Below are 14,290 nucleotides of genomic sequence, written 5' to 3' on the forward strand. Positions count from 1 at the left end.
GTCGCCGAGGTCGGCGCCGAGGCGGTGCTGGTCCATGATGCGCACAACCCGGACCCGGCGTACGCGTTCGCGTTGTCCCGGCTGACCGATGCCGGGGTGCTGCGCCGGGCCCCGATCGGGATCTTCCGGGACGTGGACCGGCCCGCCTACGACGACCTCGCCCGCGCGCAGGTCCGTGCCGCCCAGGGCGAGACCCCGGTCACCGATGCCGACCTCCAGGCCCTGATCAACGGCAACGACACCTGGACGCTCGGCTGACCCGCTGAGGCTGGGTATCCTGAGGGCACATTGAGGGAGGTGTGCAGATGCAGGGTGCCCAGCCGGGTCCACCGGGCGCCCGGGGCCCCGGCCCCGTTCCGCCCGCGGATCCGGGTGACGACGCGACGATGATCGCCCCGCCGGGCCAGAACCGGTGGAAGCCGGTCAACACCCCCGAGATCACCACTGTCTCCCGCCCCCGGCAGCCCTTCGTCCCGGCTGCCCCGCCTCCGTTCGCGCCGCCGGGATCGTTTGCGCCGCCGGCGTACGCAGCGGGACAGCCCGGCCCGGGCCCGCAACCGGGACAGCCCCTCGGAGCACCACCCGGGCAGGGGTCCGGTCCCCGGGCCGCACCGCCGGCCCCGGGTCGCCGCCGGCGTACCGACCAACGACTGCTGACCGTGGTCCTGGTCCTCGGGGTCACCGTGCTGGTCGCGGGTCTGGGCACCGCCGCCCTGCTGCTGCTCCAGGGTGGTCCCCCCGGGGCCGGCACCGCCCGGGCCCGGGCCGTGGTCGAGGACTACCTGGCCGCGCTCGGCAACGCCGACGCCGATGCCGCGCTCGCCCTGCTCTCCGAGCCACCGGCCGATCGGACCTTCCTCACCCGTCCGGTCCTGGAGGCCTCCGGTGCGCTGGCGCCGCTGACCGACGTGCAGGTGGGGACGCCCACCGCCGACAACGAGGTGCCGGTCAGCTACCGGCTGGGCCCGCAGCAGGTGGCGACCTCCTATTCGGTGCAGCAGGGACCCGACGGCGCCTGGAAGGTGACCGACGGGCTGGCGAGCGCTCAGGTGATCCGGCCGAAGGTGCCGGTCCGGTTGAACGGGGTCGAACTCCACGACGGCACCGTCGAGATCTTCCCCGGCAGCTACCAACTGTCCACCGGGCTGCCCTATCTCGCCTACACCGAGGACACCTTCACCGTCACCGATCCGGCTGCCAGTGCCCAGGTCACCCCCCGCGCCGCGTTGACCGCCGAGGGGCGGGCCGCGTTCCTGCGGGCCACCCGGACCGCCCTGACCAAGTGCCTGGCCCAGCAGGCGATGGCCCCGGCCGGCTGCCCGCAGAGCGCGGCACTGCCGGCGGGCAACACCCCGCAGCCGGAGACCATCGAATGGAAGCTGGCCAAAGAACCCGACTGGGAGAGCCTGCAGCCCGAACTCTCGGTCGCCGATGAGTCCCGTGCCGAAGTCAGCCTGCCGCTGGAACTGACCATCTCGCTGAAGGTCGACACCGGCCGGGGGATCGCCACCATCGACCGGACCCCGCTGAACCTCACCGCCAAGGTGCGCGCCCCGATGACCCAGGAGACCGTGCAGGTGGCCTTCACCAAGTAGCAAGTACGCTGACCGGGTGACTGAGGTACGCCCGGATGCGTTGAGCCGCATCGATTTCGACCAGAACGTACGCCCGCAGGACGACCTGTTCCGCCACGTCAATGGACGTTGGCTGGCCGAGGCGACGATCCCCGACGACAAGCCCGGGATCGGTGCGTTCGTCGAACTGCGCGATCAGGCCGAGGAGGCCGTCCGGGACATCATCACCGGCCTGGCCGCCGAGACCGACGGTTCCGGGTCCGACTCCGCCGAGCGGACCAAGATCGCCGACCTGTACGCCAGCTTCATGGACATCGACACCATCGAGGCCAAGGGACTGGACCCGCTGCGGGCCGAACTGGCCGCGATCGACGAGGTGGATTCCGCCGCGGCGCTGACCCGGCTGCTCGGCCGGCTGACCCGGCTCGGGGCGCGCAGCCTGTGGGGACTGGACGCCGACTCCGACCCCGGCGACCCGTCGCAGATGGTGATGTTCATCGGCCAGAGCGGACTGGGCCTGCCCGATGAGGAGTACTACCGCGCCCCGGAGTTCAGCGAGATCCGCACCGAGTACGTCGCCCATGTGGAGCGTACGTTCGCGCTGGCCGGCTGGGCCGATGATGCTGCCGAGGGAGCCCGGCTGCTGTTCGAGCTGGAGGAGCGGATCGCCGCCCGGCACTGGGACAAGGTCCGGACCCGGGACATGCAGCAGATGTACAACCCGATGACCTTCGCCGAGTTCACCGGCAGTACGCAGATTCCCTGGGCGGAGTACCTGGCCGGGGCCGAGATCCCCGCCGAGGCGCTGGGCACGGTGATCAACGCCCAGCCGAGCTTCTTCACCGAGGTCTCCCAGCTGGTCACCGAATACGACCTGCAGGCCTGGCGGTGGTGGGCCCGCTATACGTTGCTGTCCTCGTTCTCGGCGTACCTGTCCGAGGAGTTCGTCGCCGAGCGGTTCTCCTTCTACGGAACCGTGCTGAGCGGGATGCCGGCGAACCGGGACCGGTGGAAGCGCGGGGTGAGCCTGGTCGAGGGCGCGCTGGGCGAAGCGGTCGGCAAGATCTATGTCGAGCGGCACTTCCCGCCGGCGGCCAAGGCGCGCATCGACGCGTTGGTGGCGAACCTGCTGGAGGCGTACCGCCGCTCGATCACCGACCTGGCGTGGATGGGTGCCGACACCAAACAGGAGGCGCTGAAGAAGCTCGCCGCGTTCCGTCCCAAGATCGCCTACCCCGAGCACTGGCGGGACTACTCCAGCCTGGAGATCAGCCGGGACGATCTGGTCGGCAATGTGATCGCCGCGAACCGGTTCGAGCTGAACCGCAGCATCGCCAAGGTCGGCAAGCCGGTCGACCCGGACGAGTGGTTCATGACCCCGCAGACGGTCAATGCCTACTACCACCCGCTGCGCAACGAGATCGTCTTCCCCGCCGCGATCCTGCAGCCGCCCTTCTTCGATGCCGAGGCCGACGACGCGGTCAACTACGGCGGCATCGGCGCGGTGATCGGCCACGAGATCGGGCACGGTTTCGATGACCAGGGCTCGCGCTGCGACGGCGAGGGCCGGCTGCGGGACTGGTGGACCGCCGCGGACCGGGCCGCGTTCGAGGAGCGGACCAGCAGCCTGATCGGCCAGTACGACGCGCTCTCCCCCGAGGGCGCCGACGGACAGCACGTCAACGGCAAGCTGACGATCGGGGAGAACATCGGCGACCTGGGCGGGCTGGCCATCGCGTACCTGGCCTGGCAGATCGCCACCGAGGGCCGTGAGGTGCCCGAGATCGACGGGCAGACCGGCCAGCAGCGACTGTTCCTCAACTGGGCCCTGGTCTGGCAGGCCAAGTTCCGCCCCGAGACGGTCAAGCAGCGGTTGGCGACCGATCCGCACTCCCCCAACGAGTTCCGCTGCAATCAGATCGTGCGGAATCTGGACGGCTTCTACCAGGCCTTCGCAGTGACCGAGACCGACCGCCTGTGGCTGCCCGCCGCCGACCGGGTGGTCATCTGGGGCTGACAACCCCGCCACCCGACCTTCCCTCGACGACCCGAAAGGACCCCCATGCCCATTCACTATTCCCACGCCACCGTCCGCTGCGCCGACGTGCAGGCCTCCGCGGCGTTCTACCGCGACATCCTCGGCTTCGAGGTCTCCCCGCTGGCCGGCTTCGATTTCGCGATCGAGGAGGTGCGGTCGGCCGGGAACATGTTCCTGCACCTGATCCAGGTCGGGGACGGCCTCAACGGACTGCTGGGGCGCGACGGCGCGGCCATTCCCGGGCGGGCCGCGCTGGCCAGCAACCTGGAACACCTCGGCCTGAACTCCGACACCGCCGCCGAGGCGGAGCAACTGCGCGAACGCCTGGACCGGGCCGGACACCCCTACACCGAGCGGGTGCTGGAGCAGTTGGGCGTACGCCAGTTCCTGTTCGACGATCCCAGCGGGATCGAGTTGGAGATCGGCTTCCCGGTCGCCTGACGACTCACCCGAGCCGCCGGGCGAACTAGACTCTTCTCATGTCCATGAACGTCGGCGATGTCGAACGAGCACTTCTGGCCCTGAATCCACAAGAGCGTGCCGGCGTCATTCATCGTGCGCTCCGAAGCCTTGATCCCGAGCCGACTGAGGTGGACCAGGACAGTGTCGATGCGATGTGGCTGAGTGAACTCCGGCAACGCATGGATGACGTCGAGAACGGCGCCGTGGAACTGCTCGACGTCGACGAGTCCCACGCCCGACTGCGTGCTGAACTGGCCGATCGGCGCAAGTGAGCCTGAGTAGGCGCGAGCACCCGGCGGCGCGTGCCGAACTCCGGGCTGCCGCCTTCTGGTACGAGGACCAGAATCCCGGACTTGGCGACGACCTCTACGACGCTGTCGACCAGGCTCTCCGGCGAATTCAGGATCACCCTCATTCGGCCCGTCCGGTCTCCGGCTGGAGGAGCATTCCGGTGGTACGGAGCATGCCGTGCCGGTGTTTCCATACCGAGTTCTGTATTACCTGGCTGACGACAACCTGGTGGTCCTCGCCTACGCTCATCACCGCCGAAGGCCCGGCTACTGGCGGACCCGCATGCTTCCCGACTGACTCACCCGTGCCGCCGGGCGAAGGCGAGGATCCGGGCGTCGAGTTCGTCGGCGTACTCGCCGTGGACCGCGTGCGAGCCCTCCGGCTTGATCCGGGCCTCCGCCTCCGGGAACAGCCGGCGCGCGTTCGCCAGCGCGGCGGCCGAGTCGTGCAGCGGGCTGCGACCACCGAAGACGACCAACATGGGCGCCTCGATCCGGAGCAGTTCGGCGTCGGTGAAGCGGCGCGGCGTCGGTTCGACGACCTGGTAGTCGTCGATCCCGGCGCCGATCAGTTTCGCCTCGGGCAGGTCCGGATCGATCGGGGCGCCGCCGGCGGTGTAGGCCATGAACCAGTCGGTGTACGCCGCCGGCAGCAGCGGAAACGCCGTCAGCATCGCGGCCAGCATGAAGCCGGGTTTCGGGTCGGCGAACACGAACGCCGGCTCCAGCAGGCTCAGCGTCGCAACCCGAGCCGGGTCGTGAAGCGCATAGTTGACCGCGGTCCAGCCGCCGAAGGAAACCCCGACCAGGTGGGCGCGTTCGACGCCCAGTCCGGCCAGCGTCTGGTCCAACCAGGCGGCCTGCTCGGCCTCGGTGGTGACCGGCCGGGTCGGTACCGACAGCCCGGGCTGGCCCAGCAGGTCGATCGCGATCACCGGCCGATCCGGCAGATAGTGCGGGATATTGCCCAGCCACATCGGCACGGGCGCCGAGTGACCGGGCAGCAGCACGAGTGGGTCCTGGGCGCGATAGGCCTCGTCCGCGTCCGGCCGGTCGAAGCGGTACGCCCGCACCGTCCCGAAGTCGGTCATCACGTCCCGGGTCAGGCTCGGCTCGGGCAGCAGCCGCATCGTTTCGGCGTACGTCGCCTCGAAGCGGGACCGGCTCTCGGCGGACTTCCAGTGACTCACCGGAATGCGGTCATCGGTGGCGAGCAGGATCGCCACATTCAGCCCGGTGAACAGCACCGGCACGGCCACGATCACCCCGAGACCGAGCAGGCTGCGACGGACGATCGTTCGAGTGGCAGACATGACCTCTCCTTTTGCGATGCAGATGCATCGTAACAGATTGCAATGCGGTCGCATCGGTTAGGCTGGTCCGGTGCCGAGAGTCGTGGATCCTGAGCAGCGCCGCGCCGAGATCGCGTACGGGGTGATCACCGTGGCGGCCGAGCAGGGCCTGGCCGCGGTCTCCTTGCGCTCGGTCGCCGCGGCCGCCGGGGTGTCGATGGGCCGGGTCCAGCACTACTTCGCCGACAAGGACGAACTCGTCCGGCATGCCTGCCGGCTGGTGCTGACCCGGGCCCAGCAGCAGTTCGAGTCCGCTGCGGCCGAGGCCGGGCCGCGCGAAAATCTGCGGAACCTGCTGGTGATGGCCCTGCCCGCCAGTGCGTCGGCCCGGCGCGGCACGAGCGTCTGGTACGCGTTCATCGGCGCCGCGACCACCGACCCGGACCTGGCGGCCCTGATCCGGGAGGGCTGGCAGGGCATGCAGGACACCGCGACCGACCTGGTTCGACAGGCTGCTGGGTCAGCGGTGGACGCCGTCGCGGCCGGCCATGCCCTGACCGCGTCCGCTGACGGGCTCGTGCTCCGCGTCCTGCTCGGTACGCTGACCGTCGCCGAGGCCACCGCGACCATCGATGCCGAACTCGACCGCTGGCTCGGCTGAGCCGGCCCGGTCCGGGATCAGCGCACTCAGCCGGAACCCGCCGGTCGGGCTCGGTTCGGCCACCAGACTCCCACCGTGGGCGCGGACCCGTTCCGCGGCCCCGGCCAGCCCGAAACCCGACCCGGCTCCGGCCGGCGTCCCGGTCGGCGCGGTGTTCTCCACCGCCACGCCGATCCCGGATTTCGCGGCAGTGATCCGGACGTCGACCACCGAGCCGGGCGCGTACCGGGCCGCATTGGTCAGCCCCTCCTGCACCACGCGATAGGCGATGTGGGCCACCTCGGGATCGGCCGGGGACACCTCGACCTCCGCGGTGATCGCCAGGTCGGCGTCCTGCATCCGGGTGACCAGCCCGGCGATCCGGGTGGCGAGGGGCTCCGGGGGCGGATCCTCCCCCGGAGGCGCGAAGGCCGCGCCGAGCCGCTCCAGTTCGACCAGGGCCACCTCCCCGTTGGTCACCACCCGGTCCAGGGCCTCGCGCGCCACGGCCGGATCGCTCGCCACGGTGGCCTCGGCGGCACCGGCCTGGAGCACCATCACACCCAGTGCGTGGCTGGTCACATCGTGCAGTTCCCGGGCGACCCGGCCACGTTCGGCGGCAACCGCGGCCGCGACCGCAGCGTCGAGTTCGGCCTGCCGCTGTCGGGCCTGCTGCTCCGCGGCCTCCTGTTCGCCCGCCCGCAAGGACCACGCCCGCCCGCTCGCCGCCGCGGCCGCCGGCACCGCCACCATGATCGCCGCATTGCCCGGATCGGTCGCGGCGGTCCCGGCCAGGATGCCGCTCAGGGTGACCGCTAAGCCGAGCCACCGCATCCAGCCACCCCGGCTGCCGACACTCCAGCCGACCAGGGCGAGCGCGATGAGAAAGCCCACCACGAACAGGTTGAGCGCGCCGGGCAGCAGGGTGGACGCGGCGACTGCCGCCAGCAGCAGGCAGGCGAGCACCGGGCGATGCCGCCGCAAGGCCACCCCGACGACCACCAGCACCACCGGCGACAACAACATCGGACGCTCGAGGGCACCGGGCTGGGTCAGCGCGATGTCGATGACCATGCCGACGCCGAGCATTAGCCCGGCCAACGCATCCGGCCACCGGCGGACCCGCCGCGCCGCCCTGGCCACCGCCGTCCCAGGAGGTGTCGCCCCGGCCGGTGCTGCCTCCTGCCGCAGCAGGCCCAGCAGGCGGCGCATGTCGGCGACGGCGGCGGCCCCGCGGACCTGGATCCGGCCGATGTCGGCGGGGTCCAGCGTCCGGCGGGCCTGCAGCGCGTCCTCACGCATCGCGGTCACCGACTCCCGGACCACCGTCAGCAGGTCGGTCCCCAGCCGCCGGCGTTCCGCGGCCACCACCCGGTCGGCCCGCACCTCCGGGTCCTGGGCGGCCAGTTCCCCCGCCTCGGCCCGGGCCCGAGCAGCCCGCCCGGCTCGCCGGCGTACGGCCCGACCGAAGCCCCAGACCACGGTGAACAGCACCAGCCCGTACGCCGCACTCGCCACCGCGACGGCCATCGAGTCATGGCCGGACAGACCGCTCAGGGTCAGCGCCACCGCGATCAGGAGCCAGCCCTGCCAGGCCGGCGCCCGACGACCGAGCACGTAGAACGCGACCAGGATCGGGGGCAGCCAGGCGGCGCTTTCGCTGCCCCGGGCACCCACGATCAGCGAGCTCCCCAGCACCACCAGAAGAGCACCCAGCCAGGGTCGGATCCACAACAACAGGACCCCGGCGAAGGCCAGCGGCGGCGTCAACCAGAGGGCGCTGCCCAGCTTCTGCGGCCGCAGGACCGGATCCAGCGCGGCCTCCCAGGTCAGCAGCGCGACGGTAGCAGCCGCGCACACCGTGGCGATCAGCCACGGAGTGCGGTACTGCAACGCGCCACGCATACCGCGACACTATCCGCCGCGATCCGCGGTCCACATCCCCCGCAGGGCGGACCGGCCCTCCCCCCGGTCGGCCATCAGGAGGGTGCGCCACGGACGACGCCGGCGACCCACCGGCTGCGGGAGCGTAGAGGTACCAACCTGGAAGGAACTCCGATGTCCCGCCTCAACGTCCTCGCCGTCATCCTCGCCCTCCCGCTCACCGCACTGGCCGTCGGCGACGCGCTCGCCTTCGGGCTGACCGGTCGCAACCTCGTGTCCGACGACGGAACCGGCCTCCTCAACGGGACCCCCGTGCACTTTCTGTCCGGTTTCATCCATGGCTTCAGTTACCTGGCGATCGTCGCCGTCCTCGTGTTCGGTGCCGGGCAGGTGTTCACCGGACGCCCGGTCCGGCAGGTGCTGCGCTGGCTCCTTGTCGCTGTCCACGCCGTGCTGGGGATCGCCTTCGTCGCCAGCGGCGCCATCGGCACGGTGCCGATCGACATGACTGTGCCGTTCCTGCTGTCGATGATCCTGGCCATGGTCCTCGGAATCGTCCTGCTGGCCCAGCGGGATCGCTCCCCGTCGGCCTGGATTCTGGGGATCGGGATGCCGCTGGCGGTGGTGGTGATCGTGGTGCTGGGCGTCACCGGGTCCCGCTTCGCCCACCCTGCCTACGCCGAGGTGGCGACCCTGTTCGGGCTGGCGCTGCTGGGTTGGCGCTACGCCGCCGCTCCGCGACGGACGGCACCGACCGATGTCACCGCGCCTCGGGTGACGGTGTGACCACTCCGGTCTCGTAGGCGAGCACGACCGCGTGAATGCGGTCGTGCACGCCCAATTTGGCGAGGATCCGGGTGACATGGGTCTTCACCGTCGCCTCGCCGAGGAAGAGCCGGGCGGCGATCTCGGCGTTGCTGAGCCCCTTGGCCAATTCCAGGAAGACCTCGCGTTCCCGGGCGGTCAGGGCCTACAGCGTCTGCTCGGCCCGGTCCCGCGACGGGGTGGCCACGAACTGCTCCACCAGGCGTCGGGTGACGGTGGCGCCGAACATGAGTTCCCCGGCCCGGACCCGGCGGATTGCGGCGACCAGGTCGGTCCGCGGCGTCGTCTTGAGCAGGAACCCCGAGGCCCCGGCCCGCAGCGCACCGGCGATGTACTCATCCAGGTCGAAGGTGGTCAGCATGATCACCTTGGTCTGCGGTCGGGCCTCGAGTACGGCGGTTACCCCGGCGATGCCGTCGTGGCCGGGCATCTCGACATCCATCAGCACGATGTCGGCGGACTCCGCGGCGGCAACGCGGGCGGCGGCGGCCCCGTCGGCGGCCTCCCCGACGACCTCGAAGTCGGGTTCGGCACTCAGGATCGTCCGCAGCCCGACCCGGATCAGGTCCTGGTCGTCAGCGATCACCATGCGGATCACGGCCGCTCCTTCCCCCGACTACCTGCAGGGTACCGAGCGCGATAGCCGAAGATCGGCTCCCCATGGGAAAGAGAGGCCGCTGACTGCCTGAGGTCCGGGGCGCTCGGACGCCACTTGACCGTCTCGATGCACTCAACCCGATTTGAACAGAGTTCAAATGCCCGCTGACTGAGGCCTCCCAGAAATGAGTGCATCGATACGGACAATTCTTCGCCAAGCCGACCGTCGGTAGTGCCCGAAGCCCGGGACCGGATCGGCTAGGGTGGGCGGCACCATCCACGGGAGCCCCAGCAGGGGCTGAGAACAGACTGCTGTCTGGACCGTATGAACCTGATCCGGGTCATGCCGGCGAAGGAAGGAAGCCATGCCGCAATCCAGCGCACCCACCCGAACCCGCCGACCGGGGCTCGTCCCCGATCTGCCCGCCGACGGCCAGGCCGCCGTCCGGGGCGGTGTCTGGGGCAACTACGTCGACCAACTCAACATCTTCCTGCCGGTGACCGCCCTGGCTCCGGCCCTGGCCGCCATCGCCGGGCCGCATGCCACCGCGACCACCGCGGCGATCATCGTGATGGCCACGTTGATCGGCCGCCCCCTCGGCGCGATGATCTTCGGCCGAGTCTCGGACCGCATCGGGCGGACCGCGACCACGAAGGTGGCGATCGCCGGGACCGCCACCTGCACCCTGGCGATCGCGCTCACCCCGACCCACGAATGGCTCGGCGCGGCCACCATCGGGCTGATCATCGCCTTCCGGTTCCTCGGCGGAATCTTTCTGGCCGGGGAGTACACCTCGGCCATCCCGCTGGCGATGGAATGGTCCACCCCGCGCCGCCGCGGCCTGGTCTCCGGCCGCATCATGTCGATGGCCCCGTGGGCGCAGGCGACGATCGCCTTCGTCACCGTCGGCCAGTTGGCGGTGTTCGGGGCCGCGGCGTACGCGAGCTGGGGCTGGCGGCTGTCGTTCCTGGCCGGCGCCGGCGCCTCGGTCGGGATGCTGATCTACTACAGCCGCCGGGTCGCCGACGCACCGCTGTACCACCGCAACAAGGCGGTCGCTGCCGGCGTCACCGGGCCGAAGCCGGGCCTGCGGTCGGTGATGTTCGGCCGCTGGGCGGGACAGTTCTGGCAGGTCTTCGGCCTGATGAGCGGGCTGTGGATCGCCACCAACATGGTCGTGATCGGCGTCACCCAACGCCTCCCGAGCCTGGGCCTGGACGCCCGCCAGGTGCCGCTGGTGATGGGAGTCGCCTCGGTCGCCCAGGCTCTGGTGATGGCCCGCACCGGGCACCTGTCCACGCTGACCGGGCGGCGGCGGTTCTTCATCGTCGGTGGCCTGGTGGCCGCGATCGGGGGTCCGCTGGTCTTCCTCGGGATCGTCACGATCGGGACCTTCGCCGCCGCGCTGGTCGGGGTGGCGCTGCTGCAGGTGCTCACGGTGACCCAGTACGGGCCGGTCGGGGCGTACATCAACGAGCGGTTCCCGACCTCGATCCGGGCCACCGCGTACGGGACCGCGTACAGCCTGTCGATCGTGCTGCCGGCGCTGTACCCGTTCTATCTGCCGCCGCTGCAGGCGCAGTTCGGGCCGGATGCGCCGGTGCTGGTGCTGATCGCGCTCGGCGGGCTGCTGGTGGCCGGCTGCGGGGCGCTCGGCCCGCGGCTGTCGCCGGCCGACATCGACGCCGACCTGGAGACCGTCGCCGCCCGCCAGGAGGTGGCGCGTGGTTGATCCGGGAGTCGCGACCGAGCCGGGGGCAGTGCTCGCGGCGGTCCGGGACCGGGCGCCGGTGGTGCACTGCCTGACCGCGTCGGTGACCGAGAACTTCGTCGCCGATGCGCTGCTGGCGGCGGGCGCTCGCCCGATGATGACCAACACCCCGACCGAGGCGCCGGCGATGGTCGCCGTCGCCGACGCGTTGCTGATCAACCTGGGCACCCTCAGCACCGACGGGGCCGCGGCGATGGAACCGACCGTGATCGCGGCCCGGCGCCGCGGGCTGCCGTGGGTGCTGGATCCGGCCGCGATCGGCATCGCCCCGGTCCGTACGCCGCTGGCCCACCGGCTGCTCGGCCTCGCCCCGGCGGTCGTCCGCGGAAATGCCTCGGAGATCCAGGCGCTGGCCGGCGCCGGCACTGGCGGGCGGGGCGCGGACAGCACCGCCGAGGCCGCCGCGGTGGTCGAGGACGCGGTCCGGCTGGCCGGCGGATCGACCGGGTCCGGGCCGGTGGTGGCACTGTCCGGGGCCGTCGATGTGATCACCACCGGGACCCGAGTGATCCGGGTCCGGGCCGGGCATCGGTTGCTCACCCGGGTCACCGGGACCGGCTGTGCCCTCGGGGCGCTGACCGCCGCCTGCTGCGCGGTCACCGATCCGCTGACCGCCGCGGTCACCGCGACCCTCTGGCTGGGCCTGGCCGGCGAACGTGCCGCGGACCGGGCCCCGCATCCGGGGTCGTTCCGGATCGCCCTGCTCGACGACCTGGACGCCCTCACCCCCGCCGACCTCACGAAGGGAACCGAACGATGCCAGTGAGAACTGCGGTCGACTACCGCGTCTACCAGGTGACCACCGGAACCGACCGACGCACCGTCTCGACCGCCGCTGCGGCTGCCGCCGGAGGCGCCGGGGTGATCCAGGTCCGGGCCAAGGGGCTGACCGCCCGGCCGCTGCTGGCCCTGGTCACCGAGGTCGCCGCAGCGGTCGCTGCCGCCCACCCGAGCACCCGGGTGGTGGTCGACGATTCCGTCGAGGTGGCCTACGCGGCCCGGCTCGCCGGAGCCCCGGTGCACGGCGTCCACCTCGGCGCCGACGACCTGCCGCCGGCCGCCGCCCGGGCCCTGCTCGGGCCGGACGCGCTGATCGGCTGGACCACCGGAACCCTCGACCTGGTCCGCACCGCCGACACGATGCGGGACTCGATCGACTATGTCGGCGCCGGTCCGTTCCGACCCACGCCGACCAAGCAGGTGACCCGGCCACCGCTGGGCCTGACCGGCTATCTCGCACTGGTCGCGGCCACCGAGCTGCCGATCGTCGCGATCGGGGACGTCACCCCCGCCGATGTGGCCGACCTGGCCGGGACCGGAGTCGCCGGGGTCGCGATGGTCCGCGCGATCGCCGACGCCGCCGACCCCGAAGCGCTGGTGCGCGACTGTGTCGCCGCCTTCGACCGGGGTGCCGCGGAGGCCCGATGCGTCCGCCGGTAGCCCTCACCATCGCCGGGTCCGATCCGTCCGGGGGCGCCGGGATCCAGGCCGATCTGAAGTCGTTCTCCGCGCTGGGCGCCTACGGCACGACCGTGATCACCGCGCTGACCGCGCAGAACACTCGCGGGGTGACCGGGGTCCGGCCGGTGCCGGCCGACTTCGTCCGGGAGCAGTTCGAGACCCTGATCGCCGATGTCCGGATCGATGCGATCAAGATCGGCATGCTCGGCACCGCCGAGTTGGCCCGGTGCGTGGCCGAGCTGCTGCGGTCGGTGCCCGGCGTACCGGTGGTGCTCGATCCGGTGATGGTCGCCACCTCCGGCGACCGGCTGCTGGATGCCGATGCCGTCGCCGCGGTGCGGGAGTTGCTGCCACTGGCCGAGGTGATCACGCCGAACCTGCCCGAGGCGGCCGTCCTGCTGGGGACCGAGCCGGCGTCGGATCGCGCCGGGATGGCCGCGCAGGCCCGGGCCCTCGCGGCGCTGGGTACGACGGCGCTGGTCAAGGGCGGGCACGCTCCCGGTGGGGTCGGGCTGAGCGGGCAGGCCGTCGATGTGTACGCCGACGCCGCCGGGGTGACCGAGTTCACCGCGCCCGTGGTGCGGACGCAGAACACCCACGGCACCGGGTGCAGCCTCTCCTCGGCGATCGCCGCGCTGCGCCCCCAGCGCCCGGACTGGCGTACCGCCATCGCCGACGCCAAGGCCTGGCTGACCGGGGCGCTGGCCGCCGCGGACCGGCTCGAGGTCGGGCACGGCCATGGCCCGGTCCATCACTTCCATCAACTCTGGCCGGCCGATCCGTCCGGGAGCCACGCATGAGGTTCACCGACGAACTGTGGGCCGACACCGCGACCATCCGTACGGCGATCGACGAACTGCCCTTCCTGCGTCGGCTGGCCGACGGGACGCTGCACCGCGACATCTTCCGGCACTATCTGGGCCAGGACTGGCTCTATCTGCGGGACTACGCCACGGCCCTGGCGCAACTGGCCGTGCAGGCCCCCGACGGGTCGGCGACCTCGTTCTTCGCCCTCGCCGCGCACGGCGCCAACGAGGAGGCCGAGCGGCTGCATGCCACGCATGTCGCGGATCCGGATCGGGTGGTGAAGTCGCCGGTCTGTCAGGCGTACACCGACTTCCTGCTGGCCACCGGGCTGCGCGCCGGGTACGCCGTCCAGGCCGCGGCCGTGCTGCCCTGCTTCTGGATCTACACCGATGTCGGACAGCGGCTGTGGGAGCAGGCCGGGCAGCACCCCGATCATCCGTACGCCGATTGGCTGGCCGCCTACGGTGACCCGGTCTTCGCCGAGCAGACCGACCGGGCCCGAGCCCTGGTCGATCAGGCCGCGGCAGCGGCGACCCCGACGATCCGGGAGCAGATGCGGGCGGCGCACCGGACCGCGAGCCGGTATGAGTGGATGTTCTGGGATGCGCCGATGCGGCAGGAGAACTGGCCGGTCTGACCCGGCGGCGG

At 71.5% G+C, this 14,290-nt stretch carries 14 protein-coding genes, 2 pseudogenes and 1 riboswitch; of the genes and pseudogenes, 12 read left to right on the forward strand and 4 right to left on the reverse strand.

Going from position 1 to position 14,290, the window contains the following annotated elements:
* The 5 genes and pseudogenes from G531_RS26175 to G531_RS25295 all read left to right on the forward strand — a co-directional run.
* A pseudogene (locus G531_RS26175) lies at positions 1-258 on the forward strand (2-oxoacid:ferredoxin oxidoreductase subunit beta); the annotation flags it as partial.
* Positions 259-386: 128 nt separating this feature from the next.
* Complete coding sequence (locus G531_RS24775) at positions 387-1,595, forward strand: hypothetical protein (RefSeq protein WP_145978753.1); 1,209 nt, start codon at positions 387-389, stop codon at positions 1,593-1,595.
* 16 nt (positions 1,596-1,611) lie between these two features.
* Positions 1,612-3,591 (forward strand): M13 family metallopeptidase, encoded by a 1,980-nt coding sequence (locus G531_RS0114465; protein ID WP_051215536.1) that lies wholly within the window; start codon positions 1,612-1,614, stop codon positions 3,589-3,591.
* Between the two features lie 45 nt (positions 3,592-3,636).
* Positions 3,637-4,053 carry a VOC family protein gene (locus tag G531_RS0114470; RefSeq protein ID WP_026927800.1) on the forward strand — a complete coding sequence of 139 codons (417 nt, stop codon included), beginning with the start codon at positions 3,637-3,639 and terminating at the stop codon, positions 4,051-4,053.
* A gap of 38 nt (positions 4,054-4,091) precedes the next feature.
* Positions 4,092-4,346, forward strand: a complete 255-nt coding sequence (locus G531_RS25295) for an addiction module protein (protein WP_026927801.1) — start codon at positions 4,092-4,094, stop codon at positions 4,344-4,346.
* A 317-nt stretch (positions 4,347-4,663) separates the two neighbouring features.
* Here the strand turns inward: G531_RS25295 and G531_RS0114480 are convergent, their stop codons facing one another.
* Positions 4,664-5,677 (reverse strand): alpha/beta fold hydrolase, encoded by a 1,014-nt coding sequence (locus G531_RS0114480; protein WP_051215537.1) that lies wholly within the window; start codon positions 5,675-5,677, stop codon positions 4,664-4,666.
* A 70-nt stretch (positions 5,678-5,747) separates the two neighbouring features.
* On the opposite strand from G531_RS0114480, the gene G531_RS0114485 reads away from it, so the two are divergent.
* Positions 5,748-6,317 (forward strand): TetR/AcrR family transcriptional regulator, encoded by a 570-nt coding sequence (locus G531_RS0114485; protein WP_035759123.1) that lies wholly within the window; start codon positions 5,748-5,750, stop codon positions 6,315-6,317.
* Positions 6,318-6,338: 21 nt separating this feature from the next.
* On the opposite strand, the pseudogene G531_RS27020 reads toward G531_RS0114485, so the two are convergent.
* Positions 6,339-8,201, reverse strand: a pseudogene (locus tag G531_RS27020) (sensor histidine kinase); the annotation flags it as partial.
* Between the two features lie 153 nt (positions 8,202-8,354).
* On the opposite strand from G531_RS27020, the gene G531_RS0114495 reads away from it, so the two are divergent.
* Positions 8,355-8,966: a hypothetical protein gene (locus G531_RS0114495; RefSeq protein WP_026927805.1), complete on the forward strand. Its 612-nt coding sequence runs from the start codon at positions 8,355-8,357 to the stop codon at positions 8,964-8,966.
* On the opposite strand, the gene G531_RS27025 is transcribed toward G531_RS0114495, so the two are convergent.
* Together G531_RS27025 and G531_RS22860 are read right to left on the reverse strand one after the other, a co-directional pair.
* Complete coding sequence (locus tag G531_RS27025; RefSeq protein WP_306304604.1) at positions 8,941-9,147, reverse strand: response regulator transcription factor; 207 nt, start codon at positions 9,145-9,147, stop codon at positions 8,941-8,943. The genes G531_RS0114495 and G531_RS27025 overlap by 26 nt on opposite strands.
* A 3-nt stretch (positions 9,148-9,150) precedes the next feature.
* Positions 9,151-9,594, reverse strand: a complete 444-nt coding sequence (locus tag G531_RS22860) for a response regulator (protein WP_306304605.1) — start codon at positions 9,592-9,594, stop codon at positions 9,151-9,153.
* Positions 9,595-9,871: 277 nt separating this feature from the next.
* Positions 9,872-9,977, forward strand: a riboswitch (TPP riboswitch).
* Between G531_RS22860 and G531_RS0114505 the strand changes: the two genes are divergently transcribed.
* From G531_RS0114505 to G531_RS0114525, 5 genes are all read left to right on the forward strand, one after another.
* Positions 9,968-11,335: an MFS transporter gene (locus tag G531_RS0114505; RefSeq protein ID WP_081684150.1), complete on the forward strand. Its 1,368-nt coding sequence runs from the start codon at positions 9,968-9,970 to the stop codon at positions 11,333-11,335. Its footprint overlaps the riboswitch before it by 10 nt.
* The gene (thiM, locus tag G531_RS0114510) at positions 11,328-12,140 is read left to right on the forward strand and encodes a hydroxyethylthiazole kinase (RefSeq protein WP_051215538.1); all 813 of its coding nucleotides are present in this window, start codon (positions 11,328-11,330) and stop codon (positions 12,138-12,140) included. Before G531_RS0114505 ends, thiM begins: the two co-directional genes overlap by 8 nt.
* Positions 12,131-12,814: a thiamine phosphate synthase gene (locus G531_RS0114515; protein WP_026927808.1), complete on the forward strand. Its 684-nt coding sequence runs from the start codon at positions 12,131-12,133 to the stop codon at positions 12,812-12,814. The genes thiM and G531_RS0114515 overlap by 10 nt, the downstream gene beginning before the upstream one ends.
* Positions 12,799-13,635: a bifunctional hydroxymethylpyrimidine kinase/phosphomethylpyrimidine kinase gene (thiD, locus tag G531_RS0114520; protein ID WP_026927809.1), complete on the forward strand. Its 837-nt coding sequence runs from the start codon at positions 12,799-12,801 to the stop codon at positions 13,633-13,635. The genes G531_RS0114515 and thiD overlap by 16 nt, the downstream gene beginning before the upstream one ends.
* Positions 13,632-14,279 (forward strand): TenA family protein, encoded by a 648-nt coding sequence (locus G531_RS0114525; protein WP_026927810.1) that lies wholly within the window; start codon positions 13,632-13,634, stop codon positions 14,277-14,279. The genes thiD and G531_RS0114525 overlap by 4 nt, the downstream gene beginning before the upstream one ends.
* The last annotated feature ends 11 nt before the right edge of the window (positions 14,280-14,290 follow it).

This window comes from Granulicoccus phenolivorans DSM 17626 = NBRC 107789 = JCM 15570, assembly GCF_000423085.1.
Taxonomy (GTDB): Bacteria; Actinomycetota; Actinomycetes; order Propionibacteriales; family Propionibacteriaceae; genus Granulicoccus; species Granulicoccus phenolivorans.

Excerpts from the sequence above, each read along its gene's own strand:
- G531_RS0114480 (WP_051215537.1), bottom strand. The coding sequence starts at position 5,677 with ATGTCTGCCACTCGAACGATCGTCCGTCGCAGCCTGCTCGGTCTCGGG.
- G531_RS0114525 (WP_026927810.1), top strand. The coding sequence starts at position 13,632 with ATGAGGTTCACCGACGAACTGTGGGCCGACACCGCGACCATCCGTACG.
- G531_RS25295 (WP_026927801.1), top strand. The coding sequence starts at position 4,092 with ATGTCCATGAACGTCGGCGATGTCGAACGAGCACTTCTGGCCCTGAAT.
- G531_RS0114505 (WP_081684150.1), top strand. The coding sequence starts at position 9,968 with ATGCCGCAATCCAGCGCACCCACCCGAACCCGCCGACCGGGGCTCGTC.
- G531_RS22860 (WP_306304605.1), bottom strand. The coding sequence starts at position 9,594 with ATGGTGATCGCTGACGACCAGGACCTGATCCGGGTCGGGCTGCGGACG.
- G531_RS0114495 (WP_026927805.1), top strand. The coding sequence starts at position 8,355 with ATGTCCCGCCTCAACGTCCTCGCCGTCATCCTCGCCCTCCCGCTCACC.
- G531_RS0114470 (WP_026927800.1), top strand. The coding sequence starts at position 3,637 with ATGCCCATTCACTATTCCCACGCCACCGTCCGCTGCGCCGACGTGCAG.
- G531_RS0114515 (WP_026927808.1), top strand. The coding sequence starts at position 12,131 with ATGCCAGTGAGAACTGCGGTCGACTACCGCGTCTACCAGGTGACCACC.
- thiD (WP_026927809.1), top strand. The coding sequence starts at position 12,799 with ATGCGTCCGCCGGTAGCCCTCACCATCGCCGGGTCCGATCCGTCCGGG.
- G531_RS24775 (WP_145978753.1), top strand. The coding sequence starts at position 387 with ATGATCGCCCCGCCGGGCCAGAACCGGTGGAAGCCGGTCAACACCCCC.